The organism is uncultured Cocleimonas sp., assembly GCF_947495625.1.
Classification (GTDB): domain Bacteria; phylum Pseudomonadota; class Gammaproteobacteria; order Thiotrichales; family Thiotrichaceae; genus Cocleimonas.
Genome location: NZ_CANLZW010000017.1, coordinates 1 through 15,546, shown reverse-complemented (window position 1 = coordinate 15,546; position 15,546 = coordinate 1). Strand labels below are relative to the sequence as shown.

General features: G+C 39.4%; 15 protein-coding genes. 8 read left to right on the top strand and 7 right to left on the bottom strand.

Annotation, left to right across the window (positions count from 1 at the left end; genetic code table 11):
- Both ftsX and ftsE read right to left on the bottom strand, forming a co-directional pair.
- Positions 1–957: a permease-like cell division protein FtsX gene (gene ftsX, locus Q1A31_RS10865; RefSeq protein WP_299876230.1), complete on the bottom strand. Its 957-nt coding sequence runs from the start codon at positions 955–957 to the stop codon at positions 1–3.
- On the bottom strand, positions 947–1,627 hold the full coding sequence (gene ftsE / locus Q1A31_RS10860) for a cell division ATP-binding protein FtsE (RefSeq protein ID WP_299876228.1): 681 nt from the start codon (positions 1,625–1,627) through the stop codon (positions 947–949). The genes ftsX and ftsE overlap by 11 nt, the downstream gene beginning before the upstream one ends.
- Positions 1,628–1,850: 223 nt before the next feature.
- Between ftsE and Q1A31_RS10855 the strand changes: the two genes are divergently transcribed.
- A complete protein-coding gene (locus tag Q1A31_RS10855; RefSeq protein ID WP_299876226.1) occupies positions 1,851–2,861 on the top strand; it encodes a thioredoxin fold domain-containing protein in 1,011 nt (336 codons plus the stop codon).
- Positions 2,862–3,058: 197 nt separating this feature from the next.
- Here the strand turns inward: Q1A31_RS10855 and Q1A31_RS10850 are convergent, their stop codons facing one another.
- Positions 3,059–3,790: an SDR family NAD(P)-dependent oxidoreductase gene (locus tag Q1A31_RS10850; RefSeq protein WP_299876225.1), complete on the bottom strand. Its 732-nt coding sequence runs from the start codon at positions 3,788–3,790 to the stop codon at positions 3,059–3,061.
- A gap of 313 nt (positions 3,791–4,103) precedes the next feature.
- Positions 4,104–5,528 (bottom strand): argininosuccinate lyase, encoded by a 1,425-nt coding sequence (argH, locus tag Q1A31_RS10845; RefSeq protein WP_299876224.1) that lies wholly within the window; start codon positions 5,526–5,528, stop codon positions 4,104–4,106.
- 212 nt (positions 5,529–5,740) lie between these two features.
- Between argH and Q1A31_RS10840 the strand changes: the two genes are divergently transcribed.
- On the top strand, positions 5,741–6,793 hold the full coding sequence (locus Q1A31_RS10840) for a sensor histidine kinase (RefSeq protein WP_299876223.1): 1,053 nt from the start codon (positions 5,741–5,743) through the stop codon (positions 6,791–6,793).
- A 2-nt stretch (positions 6,794–6,795) separates the two neighbouring features.
- Positions 6,796–7,539, top strand: a complete 744-nt coding sequence (locus tag Q1A31_RS10835) for a LytTR family DNA-binding domain-containing protein (protein ID WP_299876222.1) — start codon at positions 6,796–6,798, stop codon at positions 7,537–7,539.
- A 60-nt stretch (positions 7,540–7,599) separates the two neighbouring features.
- Here Q1A31_RS10835 and Q1A31_RS10830 read toward each other — a convergent pair whose 3' ends face one another.
- Positions 7,600–8,103 carry a thioredoxin fold domain-containing protein gene (locus Q1A31_RS10830; protein WP_299876221.1) on the bottom strand — a complete coding sequence of 168 codons (504 nt, stop codon included), beginning with the start codon at positions 8,101–8,103 and terminating at the stop codon, positions 7,600–7,602.
- Positions 8,104–8,314: 211 nt separating this feature from the next.
- On the opposite strand from Q1A31_RS10830, the gene hemC reads away from it, so the two are divergent.
- Genes hemC through Q1A31_RS10810 form a run of 4 tightly spaced genes read left to right on the top strand, consistent with a single transcriptional unit; the run spans position 8,315 to position 12,516 of the window.
- The gene (gene hemC, locus Q1A31_RS10825) at positions 8,315–9,244 is read left to right on the top strand and encodes a hydroxymethylbilane synthase (protein WP_299876220.1); all 930 of its coding nucleotides are present in this window, start codon (positions 8,315–8,317) and stop codon (positions 9,242–9,244) included.
- Positions 9,245–9,251: 7 nt separating this feature from the next.
- Positions 9,252–10,037, top strand: a complete 786-nt coding sequence (locus Q1A31_RS10820; protein ID WP_299876219.1) for a uroporphyrinogen-III synthase — start codon at positions 9,252–9,254, stop codon at positions 10,035–10,037.
- Positions 10,038–10,039: 2 nt separating this feature from the next.
- Positions 10,040–11,203 carry a uroporphyrinogen-III C-methyltransferase gene (locus Q1A31_RS10815; RefSeq protein ID WP_299876218.1) on the top strand — a complete coding sequence of 388 codons (1,164 nt, stop codon included), beginning with the start codon at positions 10,040–10,042 and terminating at the stop codon, positions 11,201–11,203.
- Positions 11,203–12,516, top strand: coding sequence for a heme biosynthesis HemY N-terminal domain-containing protein (locus Q1A31_RS10810; RefSeq protein ID WP_299876217.1), 1,314 nt, complete (start codon positions 11,203–11,205; stop codon positions 12,514–12,516). The genes Q1A31_RS10815 and Q1A31_RS10810 overlap by 1 nt, the downstream gene beginning before the upstream one ends.
- Positions 12,517–12,545: 29 nt before the next feature.
- On the opposite strand, the gene Q1A31_RS10805 is transcribed toward Q1A31_RS10810, so the two are convergent.
- A complete protein-coding gene (locus tag Q1A31_RS10805; RefSeq protein ID WP_299876216.1) occupies positions 12,546–13,196 on the bottom strand; it encodes a protein-L-isoaspartate O-methyltransferase in 651 nt (216 codons plus the stop codon).
- A gap of 282 nt (positions 13,197–13,478) precedes the next feature.
- The gene (locus Q1A31_RS10800; RefSeq protein WP_299876215.1) at positions 13,479–14,903 is read right to left on the bottom strand and encodes a M48 family metalloprotease; all 1,425 of its coding nucleotides are present in this window, start codon (positions 14,901–14,903) and stop codon (positions 13,479–13,481) included.
- Between the two features lie 199 nt (positions 14,904–15,102).
- On the opposite strand from Q1A31_RS10800, the gene Q1A31_RS10795 reads away from it, so the two are divergent.
- A complete protein-coding gene (locus tag Q1A31_RS10795) occupies positions 15,103–15,447 on the top strand; it encodes a rhodanese-like domain-containing protein (RefSeq protein ID WP_299876214.1) in 345 nt (114 codons plus the stop codon).
- The last annotated feature ends 99 nt before the right edge of the window (positions 15,448–15,546 follow it).

Here is a 15,546-nt window from a genome sequence, read left to right as displayed (position 1 = left end):
TTACTCTTCTAGTTTAGTACTTCTAAGATGACTACCTACAGCAATCCAGGCACCAACAAGTCCGAGTAAACTACTGGCGAATAAAATAAAGAACGTTGTAGCGACACTTAAGCCACTAATAACAAAGGTACTTCCGTATAACCGAGCCAATTCATTCACGGGCCCAACAAACCATAAAAGTGCGAGATGAACCAGAACCAAACTCATGACTCCGCCAAACAAGCCGTACCAAACACCCGTATACAAAAATGGCCGTCGAATATAAGCTGCTGTTGCACCGATTAATTTAGAGACCTTAATTTCTTCTTTTCGGTTTTCAATATTCAGTCTTATGGTATTTCCAATAACTAACAGAACGGTTAATGCCAGTAATGCCGAAATTACAAATATAGCCCTTTCTGCAATGCGCAAAATACTTCGCAAACGTCTTACCCATTCTATATCCATCTGGACTAAATCGATTTCAGGATAGGTGTTGAGCTTAGCGGCGAGCTTTTCCATATCCTCTTCAGGATTGCCGATAAGATTAATATGAGGAGTTACTACTAACACATGCGGTAAAGGGTTTTCGTCGAGCGTCTCTAAGGTTTCAGCGAAGCCTGTTATCTTGCGAAAATCTTTTAGCGCTTCATCACGCGGTACTAATACGACTTTATCAATTTGCGATAATTCTTCTAAAAGTTCACCACGATCACGCGCACGCTGCTCTGAGATATCCTGTTTGATAAACAACGAAATCGTCGGTACTTCACGTTTATCGTCAGTCAATGATTTTAGATTTTGTAGTAACAGATGCAGACTCGCTGGCAAACATAGAGCAATCGCAATCGCTGCCAAGGTTATCCAGGTAGATAAGTTAGATTGCCAGAGTTTCGCAAGGCTATATACAATTGCCTCTTTATGATGACCCATCAAGCTTCCTAAGAATGAGCCTGAATGGTGGTATTTAGCGCCCATTTTTTAATCCAGCTGTTGTATTCGTTGTCTTCACTTTACGTAAAACAATGATTCGCTTTTTCATTTCTTTGATAAGTGCATGATCATGGCTGGCTATTAACACCGTAGAGCCATATTCATTAAACTGCTTGAACGTGTGCATGATATCACTCGCCAAATCAGGGTCTAAATTACCCGTTGGTTCATCGGCCAGAATAATTGCTGGCTTATTTACCACCGCACGCGCAATACCGACACGTTGTTTTTCACCGGCAGACAGCATCATTGGAAATTGATCTTCTTTGGATAATAGATTTACTTTATCCAGAGCCGCTCTAACTCTTCGCTTAATATCCTGATGGCGCATGCCTTCAATTTTTAGAGGAAGCGCAATATTGTCGAAAACACTTCGATCGAGCAGCAAGTGATGATCCTGAAAGATCATACCAATATTACGTCTGAAGGCAGGCGTCTTTCTATGCTTTATGGTTTTAGTATTCTGGCCTGCTACAATAACTTCACCAGACGAAGGCTCATCTAACAAAGCAATTAGCTTTAACAAGGTACTTTTTCCCGCACCTGAATGCCCAGTTAGAAATGCCATTTCTCCCTGATTCAGCTTCAAATTGACGTTATAAAGCGCCAACTGCCCAGTAGGGTATTGTTTACTTACCGCGTTAAATTCAATCATTGAATATAGTTTTTATTAGATTAGTGGCCCATTTCAGAAAGTTTCGAATAACCTTGTTAAAATCTACTAGATTGTTCATAAATTCCTTTAACGATACAGTGTACCTATTTTAGTGATGAACGCAATTGGTGCTTTTTCAAATAAGAACAATTATTTGTTGGAAAATACTATGATGAAAATGAGTAAAATTACCTGTTATTTGCTGCTATGTGGCACTTTCCTTATGTTTTCAATACACGCAGAAGAAAAGAAGCTAGGTGAATATTTTGGCGCTAAAACAGCAACCCACCCTGAATGGTTTAAAGAAAGTTTTCTTGATTTTGAAGAAGATATAAACGACGCAACAGAGAACAATAAGCGCCTTGTGCTATATTTTTGGCAACCTGGATGCCCCTATTGTAATCAACTTTGGGAAGAAAATTTTTCTAAACAGGAAATTGTTAAAGAATTTAGAGATAACTTCGACATTGTTGCGATGAATATGTGGGGAGACAGAGAAGTTATTAGTGTCGCTGGAAAGGATTACACCGAGAAGTCATTTGCTTCTGCATTAAAAATTAAATATACCCCAACACTCTTGTTTTTTAATGAAAACAAGAAACTCGTGCATCGACTTAATGGCTATATTCCTGCAAAAGAATTCCAGCAAAGCATGAGCTACGTGGCTGATAAAAAAGAAACCTCACAAACATTTGGTGAATATGTTTCAGCGAATGCAGATAAAGAAGAATCAGAAAACAGTGGTCATTCCAGGGGACTTATTGCAGAAGACTTCTTTGATAAAACAGGCATGGATTTAAGCCAGAAAACTTCAAAGGAAGGTAGCTATCTAGCGGTATATTTTGAAAAAGCGAATTGTCCCAACTGCGATCTATTACATAACAAAACACTCAAAGATCAAGCAACCCGAGAATTAGCTAAAAAATTCACATCAATTCAATTAGATAGATTTTCTGAAGATAAAATAACAACGCCTTCAAACGTAAAACTCTCATCGAAGGACTGGGCAGACCAGTTAGGAATATCATATCTTCCATCTATTCTGTTCTTTGATAACAAAGGCCAAGAAGTTATGCGGGTTGATGCTCAACTTCGAACTTTTCATATTCAATCCGTTTTTGATTACGTAATTTCTGGAGCTTTTAAAACGGAAGAAAATTTTCAGCGATATATATCAGCCCGAGCGGAGAAAATTAGGGAAGAAGGTAAGGATGTCGATATCTTTGCTTATTAAATGAATTCACACACCCCATACTTTTGAATGATATTGTGTTTTTGTTTTGTAAAAGCCTAAATAGAATTTATGCAGAGCTAGGTACTTTTTGCATTAACCCAGATGTTTAAAAAACTGCCTTAAAGTAGGGGGGTGACCTAACTAATTTTGAAAGTTATATTTACGCTACTTACATATATAAAAAGAGTGCACTAACTTCAAGGCTCGAATTTCTCACCCAGAAAATCAAAAAGATAACCGCTATCATCTAACTGTAAATCGCCAAGAACATCGACAAGTTTATTGGCAGTATATTCAGGTGTCTGTAAATGCCCTTCTGGAACACCTTGTTGGAAAGGCGCGGATAACGAGGTATCGGTGGTTCCGGGTTGCAAGCCAACAATCACTACTGGCCTTTTCATCCGAGTAAGTTCTATCGCGTAATTTTTTATCAGCATATTCAAAGCCGCTTTACTGGCGCGATACGAATGCCAACCACCCAGACGATTATCACTGATACTGCCTACTCGTGCGGATAACACGCCTATTTTGAGCGGGTGTTTCCTATCGTTTCTTTCTAATAAATGTTTAACGAGTAGTGACGGGCCGATGGTATTTAAGTTAAATGACTGAGCAAGTTGCTCAGCCGACAGGCTTTTATAGGTTTTCTCTGGCTGTGTGGTTTCATCGTGCAACCAACCTGTAGCGATAAACGCCCAGTCTATATTGATATCCGTGGGTACTTTTTCCATTGCTTGCTGTAAAGAATGTGCATCAGCGAGATCAAACGAAAAATCGATTGTTTTACAATTCAACCCCATTAATTTTTCTGGGTCACGCGCCATTCTAATCAAGGTCGCATCTGGATAACGAATCGCGATTGCTTCACACAATGCTTTACCGATTCCGCCTGTAGCACCAGCGATGAGAAAATTAGTTGGCTCTTCCAAAGGACTATCCTGTTAAATACATTTAGGTGAGTTTGTTATAAATGTTTAAACAGATTTAGGCAAAAAACCTTCTATAAGTAGGGGGGTGACTTTTCTAAGCTCACCAAGAGCCAGAAAAGACCATCGTAGATTGCATAAGTAACCATCGATGTACAATAGTCAAAATAGATTAAGTGTTAATTAAATAACTAAAAGTCACCCCCCTACTTTTAGGCACTTTTTTTAAAAGTGCCTAATGATCTAATCAAACAGCCAAAGATAACTAATCGCAAACGTAGCAATTAACATAATCGCTGCAACGATATAGCTCAGGTTATCCATTCTTTTTCGCTTCAGCCACTCTCGCTTTAACTTGCTCTGGTGCAGTCCCACCTAAGTGATTACGCGCTGCGACTGAACCTTCTAGCGTTAATACTTCAAATACGTCTTGATTGATGACTGTTGAGAATTTTTGTAATTCTTCGAGACTCATTTCGCTAAGGTCTCTACCTTGCTCTACGCCAAAAGCTACTGCACTACCTACGACTTCGTGTGCGTCGCGGAATGGCATGTCTTTGCCTACGAGGTAATCTGCCAGGTCAGTCGCTGTTGAGAAGCCTTGCATCGCTGCTGCTCGCATTGCGTCTTTGTTGGTGGTGATGTTTGGCATCATGTCGGCAAATGCTCGCAAGCTGCCTAATAAGGTATCTACTGTATCGAACAGTGGCTCTTTATCTTCTTGGTTGTCTTTGTTATAAGCCAATGGCTGGCTTTTCATTAATGTGAGTAGTGAGAATAAGCTGCCGAACACTCTTCCACTTTTGCCACGTACCAGCTCTGGTACGTCTGGATTTTTCTTTTGCGGCATGATGGATGAGCCGGTACAAAAACGATCTGGTAGATTGATAAAGTTAAACTGCGCCGATGTCCACAGTACTAATTCTTCTGAAAATCGTGACAGGTGCATCATGATTAATGACGACGCTGATAGAAACTCTATCGCGAAGTCACGATCACTCACGCCATCTAGTGAGTTGTTGCACGGTCTATCAAAACCTAGTAGTTCAGCTGTGTAGTTTCTGTCGATAGGATACGTTGTACCTGCCAATGCTGCTGAACCTAGTGGCATGATATTTACGCGCTTACGGCAATCCTGTAGACGCTCGTAATCTCTTACTAGCATCTCGTACCAAGCCAGCATGTGATGTCCAAAGGTAATCGGCTGTGCGACTTGTAAATGGGTAAATCCTGGAAGGATTGTTTCTGCTTCTTGTTCTGCTAATTTCAGTAAGCCGTTTTGTAATCGCTTTAATTCAGATGAGATTCCATCAATTTCTTCACGCAACCATAGACGAATATCTGTGGCGATTTGATCGTTTCTTGAACGCCCAGTATGTAATTTTTTACCCGTAATACCAATTTTATCAGTGAGGCGTGCTTCGATATTCATGTGAATATCTTCTAACTGTATTGACCATTCTAGATTGCCTGATTCGATATCTGCCTGAATCTCTGCAAGACCTTGATGGATATCATTCATCTCTTCATCAGTCAGGATACCGACTTTATTCAGCATTTGAGAATGTGCTTTTGATCCTGCGATATCGTGCTTGTATAAACGTTGATCAAAATTGATAGATGCCGTAAATGCTTCTACAAACGCATCAGTTGATTCGGTAAAGCGCCCGCCCCAGAGTTTATCTGCGGCTTTGTTTCCATCATTTTGTGGATCATTTGAAGAATTTTTGCTATCAGGCATGGTTGTTCAGTTTCCAGTCAGTAAGGTTTACATACAATATGACGAACGCTACAAAAATAGCGACGAAAATAATAAAAAATAAGATAGTCGTAGCGTCTTTAGTTTTGAATAGCTACTTAATATAAAAATAAGATTTAAGGTGTTTATTTCAAGCTCAGCATTATAGCAAAGCCTGTAGCCGTTAGATCTAATAAATAAGTTAATAATAATAAATGAATATAACCACTACTGAAAACTCTATTGGTTTCCTACCAGAGCTTTGCACGCCACAGGCAGTGCTTCGCGTTATGGTTGGTGCTGAAGTGTTGGCATTAGTGTTAGCTTTAACGAGTTCTTCGGCGACTTATCAAGCGTCAATATTACGTCTCGGTTTAACGTCATTATTTGTTCAATGGGTTGCATTAAGCTCAACCTTAAGTATTTGTCTTTTATCTAATAAGATCAAAAAATTACCTGTTATTAAATTTGCAGCAGCGGTAAGTGGAATCGTAGTTATATTTACGATTGGTGCTTCTATTCTTGCCATTATGATGGATAGTTACCAGAAAGTTAACGTGATGTACTTTTGGGATACACCTTTCATCTTTAGAAATGTATTTGTGGCTCTGGTTATCACTCTTATGACCTTGCATTATTTTTATGTGCATAGCCAAAGAGCTGAGCTTTTAAGTGCTGATTCAGGCGCTAAATACGATGCACTTCAATCTAGAATGCGTCCTCATTTTCTTTTTAATAGCTTAAACAGTATCGCTCAACTGATTCAAGTTGACCAAAATAAAGCTGAAGATGCTTTGTTAGACCTCGCTGATATTTTCCGATCGACCCTTGATACCCGTAACCGTATTTCATTAGGCGAAGAGCTTGATGTGACATTGCGTTACTTACGTATGGAAGGTTTACGATTAGGAAAACGCAGATTAAACATTGTTTGGGATATGGATCGTCAAACACTTCCTTTCAATATGGAAATACCACCACTGTTATTACAACCATTAGTTGAAAATGCTATCTATCACGGCATTCAACCTTGTAAAGATGGCGGTACATTAGGAATCAGTTTATATGACGCAGGACCTCGTTTAGACGTGGTAGTAACGAATCCTGTGCCACCTGTAGGAACAAATTCACACCAAAAGGGCAATCACATCGCCCAGGAAAATTTAAAGAATCGTCTGAGACTTGCTTACGGTGATCGCGCCAATCTAAAAATAACAAAAAGCGAACACCAATACCGAGTCTCATTTTCTATACCAAAGGAGACATAATAATGACAATGAACATCCTAGTCGTTGACGATGAAGAACTTGCGCGACAAAGAATACAAAGCTTACTTCAGGAAAATTCTGAATACAATATTTGTGCCGAAGCAGAAAACGGAGCTGAAGCACTGATGATGGTTGAGCGCCATCAACCTGATTTAATTTTGCTGGACATTTCTATGCCTGTGATGGATGGCTTAGAAGTGGCAAAACACCTATCAGGAATGCCAAATCCACCAGCCGTGATTTTTACTACTGCATATGGGGAGTATGCATTAGAAGCCTTTTCAACCAAAGCAACAGGGTACCTCATGAAACCAATAAGACAAGAACAACTATTAAAAAGTCTGCAATCGGCCCGCTCACTTAACCGAGCACAACGATCGAAAGTACTGGATGATAACGAAGTAACAGGCGCAGGACGTAAACATATTTGTGCAAGAATGCGCGGCAATCTGGAATTAATTCCGATTGAAGATGTTTACTATTTCCAGGCTGATCAGAAGTATGTAACGGTTAGACACAAGTCGGGAGAGGTGATCATTGAAGAATCACTTAAATCTTTGGAAACGGATTTAGCGGATAAGTTTATTCGCATTCACAGAAATGCATTAGTAGCTAAGAGCCGTATTACTGGTTTAGCTAAGAATAATATCGGTCGAGTACAAGTTAAAATCGAAAAGATTGACGATCAACTAGAAGTAAGTCGTCGTCACGTGGCGGAAATTCGTCGCTTTGTACGAAATCGTTAAAACTGTTAAACGGATTTTCGTTAGTTAAAACGAAATTTGTTTATCCGCTAACGACCCAAATTATTGGGTCGTTTCTTGTTTGGCTTGTTTAGAATCATCACCACGCAAATTCTTCATCATGTCATCAATTTCATTATCCAGATAAGCACCAAATAATTCGATAGTATTAATGCCTACCATCTGCTTTGCCATTTCCTTACCGTTATAATCCAGAAAGACCAAAGTAGGCGTCAACATCGCATTGTATTCGTCTGAAATATCCGAAGGTTCTACTTCCTTACCGGAAAAATTGATCACATCCCTCGCTTCATCAATCTGTAACTTTCTGATAAAAACACGTTTATCGTATTCACCACTTAATACCATCGGCGACAAAATCTCTTCGTCCATTTGCTTACAATAGGGGCAATGTTCCGCATGCAGCATCAAGACTAACCCGCGATTTTCTTGCTTCATTTGTTGGGCAAGCTTTTGAAAATCGTTTTCTTCTATGACAACGCTGTCATTTTCTGCAAAACTGTTTACGGATATAAAAAAAAGTAAAAAAGAGATAAAGAATTTCATCGACTGTTTTTTCCTCGGTTTTCCCCTGTTTATTTGTCTAGATTTATTTCTCTAGTTTTGCCTATACAGTCTAATTGACGTAAAGTTCGGGGGTAGAATGTCGCAACTTTAGTTGCATTATTTAATTTGAGCCAGATGCAACATGAGTCGTATCTCGCCTTAAACTAGCAATGACCTAGTAAAAATTATTGCCTAATTACAGAATTAATATATGACGAAAACAATACGTATAGCAACCAGAAAAAGCCCACTCGCCCTATGGCAAGCAGAGGAAGTTGCACGACAATTAAAACTCCATCACGCTGATCTTGACGTTGAATTAGTCACAATGACTACTCAGGGAGATATCATCTTAGACACACCTTTAGCCAAAATTGGTGGCAAAGGCCTATTCGTAAAAGAGCTTGAAACAGGCATGCTCGAAGGTCGCGCAGATATCGCCGTGCATTCGATGAAAGATGTACCTATGCAACTGCCAGATGGATTGCACTTATCAGTCATTATGCAACGTGAAGATCCTACTGATGCTTTCGTCTCCAATACTGTAGCTTCTTTAGATGAGTTACCACAATACGCAAAAGTGGGTACTTGCAGTCTAAGACGTCAAACGCAACTCGTCGAAAAAAGACCTGATATCAAAATTCTCAACTTGCGTGGCAATGTGAATTCACGTTTGGCTAAGCTGGATAATGGCGACTACGATGCAATCATTCTCGCTTCAGCAGGATTGATCAGATTAGGTTTTAAAGATCGCATCAAGCATGGAATTTCGGTTGAACAAAGTTTACCCGCCGCTGGACAAGGCGCTGTAGGTATTGAGTGCCGCAGCGATGATGATGAAGTGAATGCGCTGCTCGCACCACTCCATGATGAAGAAACAGCTACCCGAATCTATGCTGAAAGAGCACTAAATACTCGTTTAAATGGAGGCTGTCAGGCACCGATTGGGGGCTTTGCAACCCTACAAGATGACAATATCCACTTAAGTGGCTTGATCGGCTTCCCGGATGGATCAAAAATTTATCGCTGTGAAAAAACAGGGCCACAAAGTGATCCTGAAAGCCTTGGAATTGCTGTTGCTGAAGACTTACTGGCTCAAGGTGGTGATGAGATTTTGAAACAGCTTGGAATAGATACCTAGCCCTCAAATGGAAAAGTCTCTGCCGTTACAAAATAAGTGGGTGGTGAATACCAGAGCTGAGCATCAAGCTCAGCCGTTAAATGAAAAGCTGATTGCCGCTGGTGCTCACGTTATTCGTTTTCCATTACTGAATATTGAAGCACCAGAGAACTTAGTGAAAGTTGAGCAGCAATTGGCCTCTTTAGCAGATTATGATCTCGCTATTTTTATTAGCACCAATGCGGTAGAGCAAACATTTAATAAAATAGATCCGAGTGTTTTTAAAAATATCAAATTAGCTTGTGTGGGGAAAAAGACGGGGCTCGCTCTAAAGCAATTTGGACTTGATATTGATTTTTGTCCTGAGCGTTTTTTTAACAGTGAAGCACTGTTGGCATTAGACGAATTCCAACAATTTATACCCGGTAAAAAAATAGCACTGATCAAAGGCGAAGGTGGCAGAGATCTACTCGAAAAAAGCCTTCAAAAGTGGGGGGGTGAGGTTAGTAGTATTGCTGTTTATCGCAGAACTTGCCCGCAACATAATTTAGATCTTTTGAAAACTCACCAACAACACCAAGAGCTTGATATAATCATTCTTACGAGCGGTTTTAGTGTTGATAACTTTTTTACACTAGCCGATGAAAATTCTGAGTCTGCTGTTACCAAAAATAGCTGGATGAATTCACTCACTGTGTTACTGGGTAGTGACAGATTGAAAAAACACATACCCGATAATTTTAAAGGCAAAGTAATATTTGCCGAAGACCCGAATGACGACACACTCTTAAAAGAGTTAACGATTGATAATTAACTATGAACGACGAAGAACAAATAAAATTACTGAAAAAGATCAATCGACGAACTCGATTTACTCAATTTTTAGCATGGCTAGCGCTATTTTTTACTGCTGTAGGTATTGCTGCGGGTTATAAAAACTGGCTTCGTATTCACGATAAAGCGAAATTAAGCTTGAAACAGATCGTAGAAATCAGAGGTGAAATACCTGATTTCGCTCAGAAATCCAAGGTCCAGTTTCTCGAAAAAGAAATTAACGAGAATATTAAAGAAAATAAAACGCATCTTGATGAAGCGTTACATGAGCTACGCAGCATTCAAGACAGTACACAACACATCGCTGAAACCGTTTATGTTCAAGTTGAACAACTTACTAAGCAACAGGCCCCATTAAAAGTACAAACACCGACGATAAATGACTGGTCATTAGGCGAGGTCCACTTTCTTCTGCAAACCGCTGTACAAAACTTTGAATTGAAAAAAGATAAGTCGGGTGCAATTGCTGCACTCAAACTTGCAGATAATTTACTCCTGGAAAGAGGGTCGATAGATCTGCTGCCTGTGCGTAAACAAATAAGTAACGATATAGCTACAGTGAATCAATTCGAGATTGCTGATGTGAGTTTACTCTCTCAAAAAATTGATGACTTAATGCTAAAGTTAAAACCCGTTGAAGATAAGATCGTGGAGGCTGGCGAAAAGGTTGAGTTACTTCCAACTGATACAAATAATGAAAACGACAAAGATCAACCTGGCACCAACGCAGTCACGAAAAAAGAAAAACCTTCAATCGTTACCAGAGTTAAAAACAGCATAAATAATGCAGTCATTATCAAGAAATTTGATAAACCACTGCAAGAAGAAATGAACGCAGAAGCCAAAGAAAATTTATTCCAGCTATTTTCTTTACGCCTTGAAACATTACGCATTATGTTGCTTCAAGGTGACGATGAAAATTTCCATAAACAAGTTGATAGAATAAAAATCTTATTAGAAAAATACTATTCTGAATCGGATGCACTTGAATACAACAAACAACTGGATGCGCTTGCAGATGTGAATTTAGCACCAAGTGTCCCGGATATCTCATCGTCATTAAAATTACTCGAAAAGCTGATGGTCGAAGTAAATTCGACGAAAAACAATCAGCCAGCCGAAACGGTTAAAAAAGGCACTGAATAATGAAATATATACTGTTCTTCTTTATGGTTGTTGCTGCATTCTGGTTAGGTATTTTCGCGGTTCAACATTCATCGGATGTCACCATAAACTACCAATGGGATAAAAACCCGATTAGCGTAAGTTTGACGAGCACAACTCTGCTTATAGCGGGTATTGTTGGCTTGATTGGTTTATACATTCTATTTTCGGTATCTAAATTCCTGTTTGGATTACGCAAGCGTTTAAAACAAAGAAAAGCAGCGAAACTAGCGGCTAAAGCGAATCAAGAACTCACCAAAGGACTTGTCTCTTTTACCGAGGGGCATTGGGCAGAGTCTGAAGACACTTTATTGAATAATGTTGATCATTCTGAATCACCACTAATCAATTACCTGGCTGCGGCAAGAGCGGCGCATATGCAGGGTGCTTATGACAGAAGAGATCGCTATTTAAAAGTGGCTAGTGAGCAAGGCGAAGATGCACAGATTGCGGTATCCGTTTCGCAAGCTGAAATGCAATTCACCAGTGATCAATTGGAACAATGTAGAGCTACTTTAATTCATGTACTCGAGGTTTCACCAAAGCATCCGTATGCGATTAAATTATTAGCCAAGGTTTATTATCAACAAGAAGACTGGGCTAACTTATTCGAGTTATTACCTGATCTTGAGAAACTCTCATTAATTAAAGAGAAAGATCAGAAAAAATATCAAACAACCGCATTATCCGGTATTTTTCATACACTTTCGCACAAGAAAGACATTTCAAGTCTCAACGCTTTATGGAAGAAATTACCAGGAAATTTGCGAGAAAACCCGCAAGCAGTACTTTTATATTGCGAAGCACTTGCAGATGCTGGGGATGAGAATACCAGCAACAAACTATTGATTTCGCATCTGAATAAAGAATTTGATGAAAAGCTGATAGAGCGTTACGGGCTAATTGAACACCCTGTTATAGGTGATGCCATCAAACAGGCTGAAAAGTGGCTAGTAAGCAACGAAAGAAGCCCTATGCTGTTATTAGCTTTGGCACGTTTAAATAGAAAATACCAACTTTGGGGCAAGAGTAAAACCTTCTACAATACGAGTTTAAACTTCTCGCCATCAGCCGCAGTTTATCTGGAACTGGCTGGTCTTCTGGAAGAGCTTAAGGAAGATGAAAACGCGCAGACTTGTTATAAAATGGGATTAAACTACAGCATTCATAAGAAAGGGGAAATACTAACCCTGAAGCAACATATGAATCATAGTCAATCACGACAGCGTTCAGCAGATAATCCTAAATTATCAATTGTCCCTGAAACTGACGAAAACGATACTTATCCTATTTAATATTTTTATTTAAAAATAATAGGAAAATATTAGAAATGAAACGTAGGTTTAGCCTCTTTACCTACTAGAGGCTTGAGCTCCGTTTCGAATAAGCTCGAGCGGATAAATTCGTCATCCTCCCTGACTACCTTCATGGCATGCGCAACTTGATTGCTCCCCACGACGACAAATAGGCGTCCATCTGGCTTTAGCAAGTTTTCAAACATCGGTAGATATTCAGGAATAGAACCGGTAATGGCAATCACATCATACTTTTTACTTTCTTCCCAACTCGAGAAGGCATCTTTCTTTTCTAATTGAACATTCGGCACATTCACTTCAGCCAGATTCTTGTGGGCAGCTTCCAGAAAATCATCATAAATATCGATACTATGTACATGATTAGACATATTCGCCATACACGCTGTGACATAGCCACTGCCGGTACCTATCTCAAGGCAATTATCATCAATATCTATCTCAAGTTCTTGAAGCATACGTCCCTCAACACGCGGAAACATCATCGCTTCATCATGACCCAAGGGTACTTCGATATCGGCGTAAGCAAGTGTGCTTAATGATTCAGGAACAAAAATATCACGAGGTACGCTACCCATGGTTCTTAAGACAGTGTCATCCAGAACCTCCCACGTACGAATTTGTTGCTCGATCATATTGAAACGTGCTTGTTCCATATTCATGGTAGTACCCCAAGTTTAAGAGATAAGAAAATCTGGATTTATCTTAAGGTACGGTAAATTAATTGCAAGTATTTAAAATTGAAGCGAGAGCTCTAATGCCCTTCCAATAAATACAAGACAACAATTCATTTAAGTCACCCCCCTACTTTAAGTCACTTTTATGCGGCTTTGCCTTCCCTTTGGATCAACTTCAAAAAACCAGATTGTTGTCTTACTCTGTTTGAATCTTTTTTGTTTGTTAAAAACGTAAATAGAATTTATGCCGATCTATGCGTTTTTAAACTAACCTTTCTTAACTTTTTTATTCTTTATTTGATCAAGCATTTGTCGCATTTCCTGCAGTTCATTGACGTTTGAACCAGGTAACTTCATCGCTTTAGCTAGTTGAATTCTCGCCGCTTGATAATGACCAGTACGTATATTTCGTTCTGCTACTGCGCGATAGGCATAAGATGTATTTCCACGAAGCCTTGATAACTCTTGCTGTACTTCAAAGAACTCTAGAGTGGTTTGTTCAGAGGTATGTACTTCGTTGATTATTTTCCAGGCAGGCTCAATCTGTCCCAAAGATATATAGGCTTGTGACATGGGAATCGCTATTGATTCATTTCCTGGGTATATTTTAGATAATGGAGTGAGCACTGAAATCGCTTTATTAAATTGTCTTTGTTTAATGGCTAATTCTGCCAGTAAAATAGCTTCAGATATTTTATTACTCGATAGTTGACTGCTAGCTAGATTGTAAGCCTGCTGGAAAGCGCCTTGCTTTTTGAGTTGAAGAATTTTCGAATAGTTTTTAATCTGTGGTGGCACTGACACCGGTGCATGCGAATTAGAATTAATAAGCGCTCTTACTTTTTCTCGCATGTACTGATAACTGATATTTTCTTTGCCTCTAAAAACACCTAGTTGACTGGCCCTGACAGAGGTATCGCTGACACGCTTTATGGTAAGCGGATGGTTTTGCAAAAACTCTCTGATTTCTGCGGTTTTACTATCACCATACTCTTCTAGTTTCTGTAAAAATCGTGGCATTCCTTGAGGGTTTAACCCCGAACTTGCGAGTATTCTAAGCCCTACACGATCTGCTTCAGACTCCGCTTCACGCCCAAATGCTAATTGCTGATGAGCAGTCGTCGCCAAGGTTGCATTAATAATCGCACTACCTGCTTCAGCATCCTTAGTGGCCGCTATTACACCTGCCAACAAAGCCGCACCAGTAGCAAATTTATTACTCTCGGCTTTTGCTATCATTCGAGGAATATGTCGCTGCGTAACATGTGCAATCTCGTGCGCTAAAACTGCAGCTAATTCACTTTCCGTACTGGTGCTTAAAATTAATCCGGAATTGATAACGATCACACCACCTAAAGTAGCAAATGCATTGATGTCAGAATTTCTTGCGGCAACAAAATAGAAAGGGTTGGGCGATGTTGGTGCGCGTGCAGTTAAACGGTTTCCTAGGGAACGAATCCATAAATTTACTTCAGGATCTTCGATCAATAGTCCACGCGCCCTGAGATTACGTAAAACATCAAGACCCGTTTCCCGCTCCTTGATGGACGCGGCGATACCGCCTGTATTCCCTCCAAGCTGAGGCAAATTAAAATCGGGTAACTCTAAGTTTAAATCTGCCTTAACTGATGTGCTCATCAAGGCGGGAGCAGTTAACAACAAGCAAAATAACAATGCATTTATTTTATTCATACTCTTAAGATATTAACGCAGTTAGTTAGTTCCGTTAAGGCTTTGATTAAAAAACCCGACTAAATATTTTGATTAATTACCGATTTGATATCTGAAAAAGCTCTAAAAAACACCCCCAAAAAGACAATGATCTTGACTAATATACGAGGTAATTGTAATATAAGTAAATTAGTATTAACTTATATTGGTATTTTCAATAATGATGTCTATAAAAGAAATCGACGCAACTGCTCTAAAAGAAATGATGGATAATGGTGAAGACATTTGTCTTTATGATATTCGTTCACAAGCTGAATATGCACAAGGCATCATTAAAGGCGGCGAATTTACTCCGCTTCATACAATTCCAGTAAAAATGCACGACTTACCAAAAGATAAAACAATCGTTTTTTATTGTCGCAGTGGCGCAAGATCTGCTCAGGCATGTATGTATGTTGCCGAAAATGCAGGCATCGAAGCTTTGAATCTTCGTGGTGGTATTATTTCCTGGTACCAATCAGGTAATGAAATTATCCGTCCTGATGAGATGCAAGCGAACGGTTAATTCTATAATTAAGGTCACCCCCCAGGGCAAACGCATTAAAAATTGTTAATTTCAAATAACTTATGAGATATTCCTGATTTTTATATCAGGAGTATGTCA

Bases quoted from the DNA above. Each gene is read 5' to 3' on its own strand.
- Q1A31_RS10840 (WP_299876223.1), top strand. From the start codon at position 5,741: ATGAATATAACCACTACTGAAAACTCTATTGGTTTCCTACCAGAGCTT.
- hemC (WP_299876220.1), top strand. From the start codon at position 8,315: ATGACGAAAACAATACGTATAGCAACCAGAAAAAGCCCACTCGCCCTA.
- Q1A31_RS10810 (WP_299876217.1), top strand. From the start codon at position 11,203: ATGAAATATATACTGTTCTTCTTTATGGTTGTTGCTGCATTCTGGTTA.
- ftsX (WP_299876230.1), bottom strand. From the start codon at position 957: ATGGGCGCTAAATACCACCATTCAGGCTCATTCTTAGGAAGCTTGATG.
- Q1A31_RS10855 (WP_299876226.1), top strand. From the start codon at position 1,851: ATGTTTTCAATACACGCAGAAGAAAAGAAGCTAGGTGAATATTTTGGC.
- Q1A31_RS10805 (WP_299876216.1), bottom strand. From the start codon at position 13,196: ATGAATATGGAACAAGCACGTTTCAATATGATCGAGCAACAAATTCGT.
- Q1A31_RS10820 (WP_299876219.1), top strand. From the start codon at position 9,252: ATGGAAAAGTCTCTGCCGTTACAAAATAAGTGGGTGGTGAATACCAGA.
- Q1A31_RS10835 (WP_299876222.1), top strand. From the start codon at position 6,796: ATGACAATGAACATCCTAGTCGTTGACGATGAAGAACTTGCGCGACAA.
- Q1A31_RS10795 (WP_299876214.1), top strand. From the start codon at position 15,103: ATGATGTCTATAAAAGAAATCGACGCAACTGCTCTAAAAGAAATGATG.
- argH (WP_299876224.1), bottom strand. From the start codon at position 5,528: ATGCCTGATAGCAAAAATTCTTCAAATGATCCACAAAATGATGGAAAC.
- ftsE (WP_299876228.1), bottom strand. From the start codon at position 1,627: ATGATTGAATTTAACGCGGTAAGTAAACAATACCCTACTGGGCAGTTG.
- Q1A31_RS10830 (WP_299876221.1), bottom strand. From the start codon at position 8,103: ATGAAATTCTTTATCTCTTTTTTACTTTTTTTTATATCCGTAAACAGT.
- Q1A31_RS10800 (WP_299876215.1), bottom strand. From the start codon at position 14,903: ATGAATAAAATAAATGCATTGTTATTTTGCTTGTTGTTAACTGCTCCC.
- Q1A31_RS10815 (WP_299876218.1), top strand. From the start codon at position 10,040: ATGAACGACGAAGAACAAATAAAATTACTGAAAAAGATCAATCGACGA.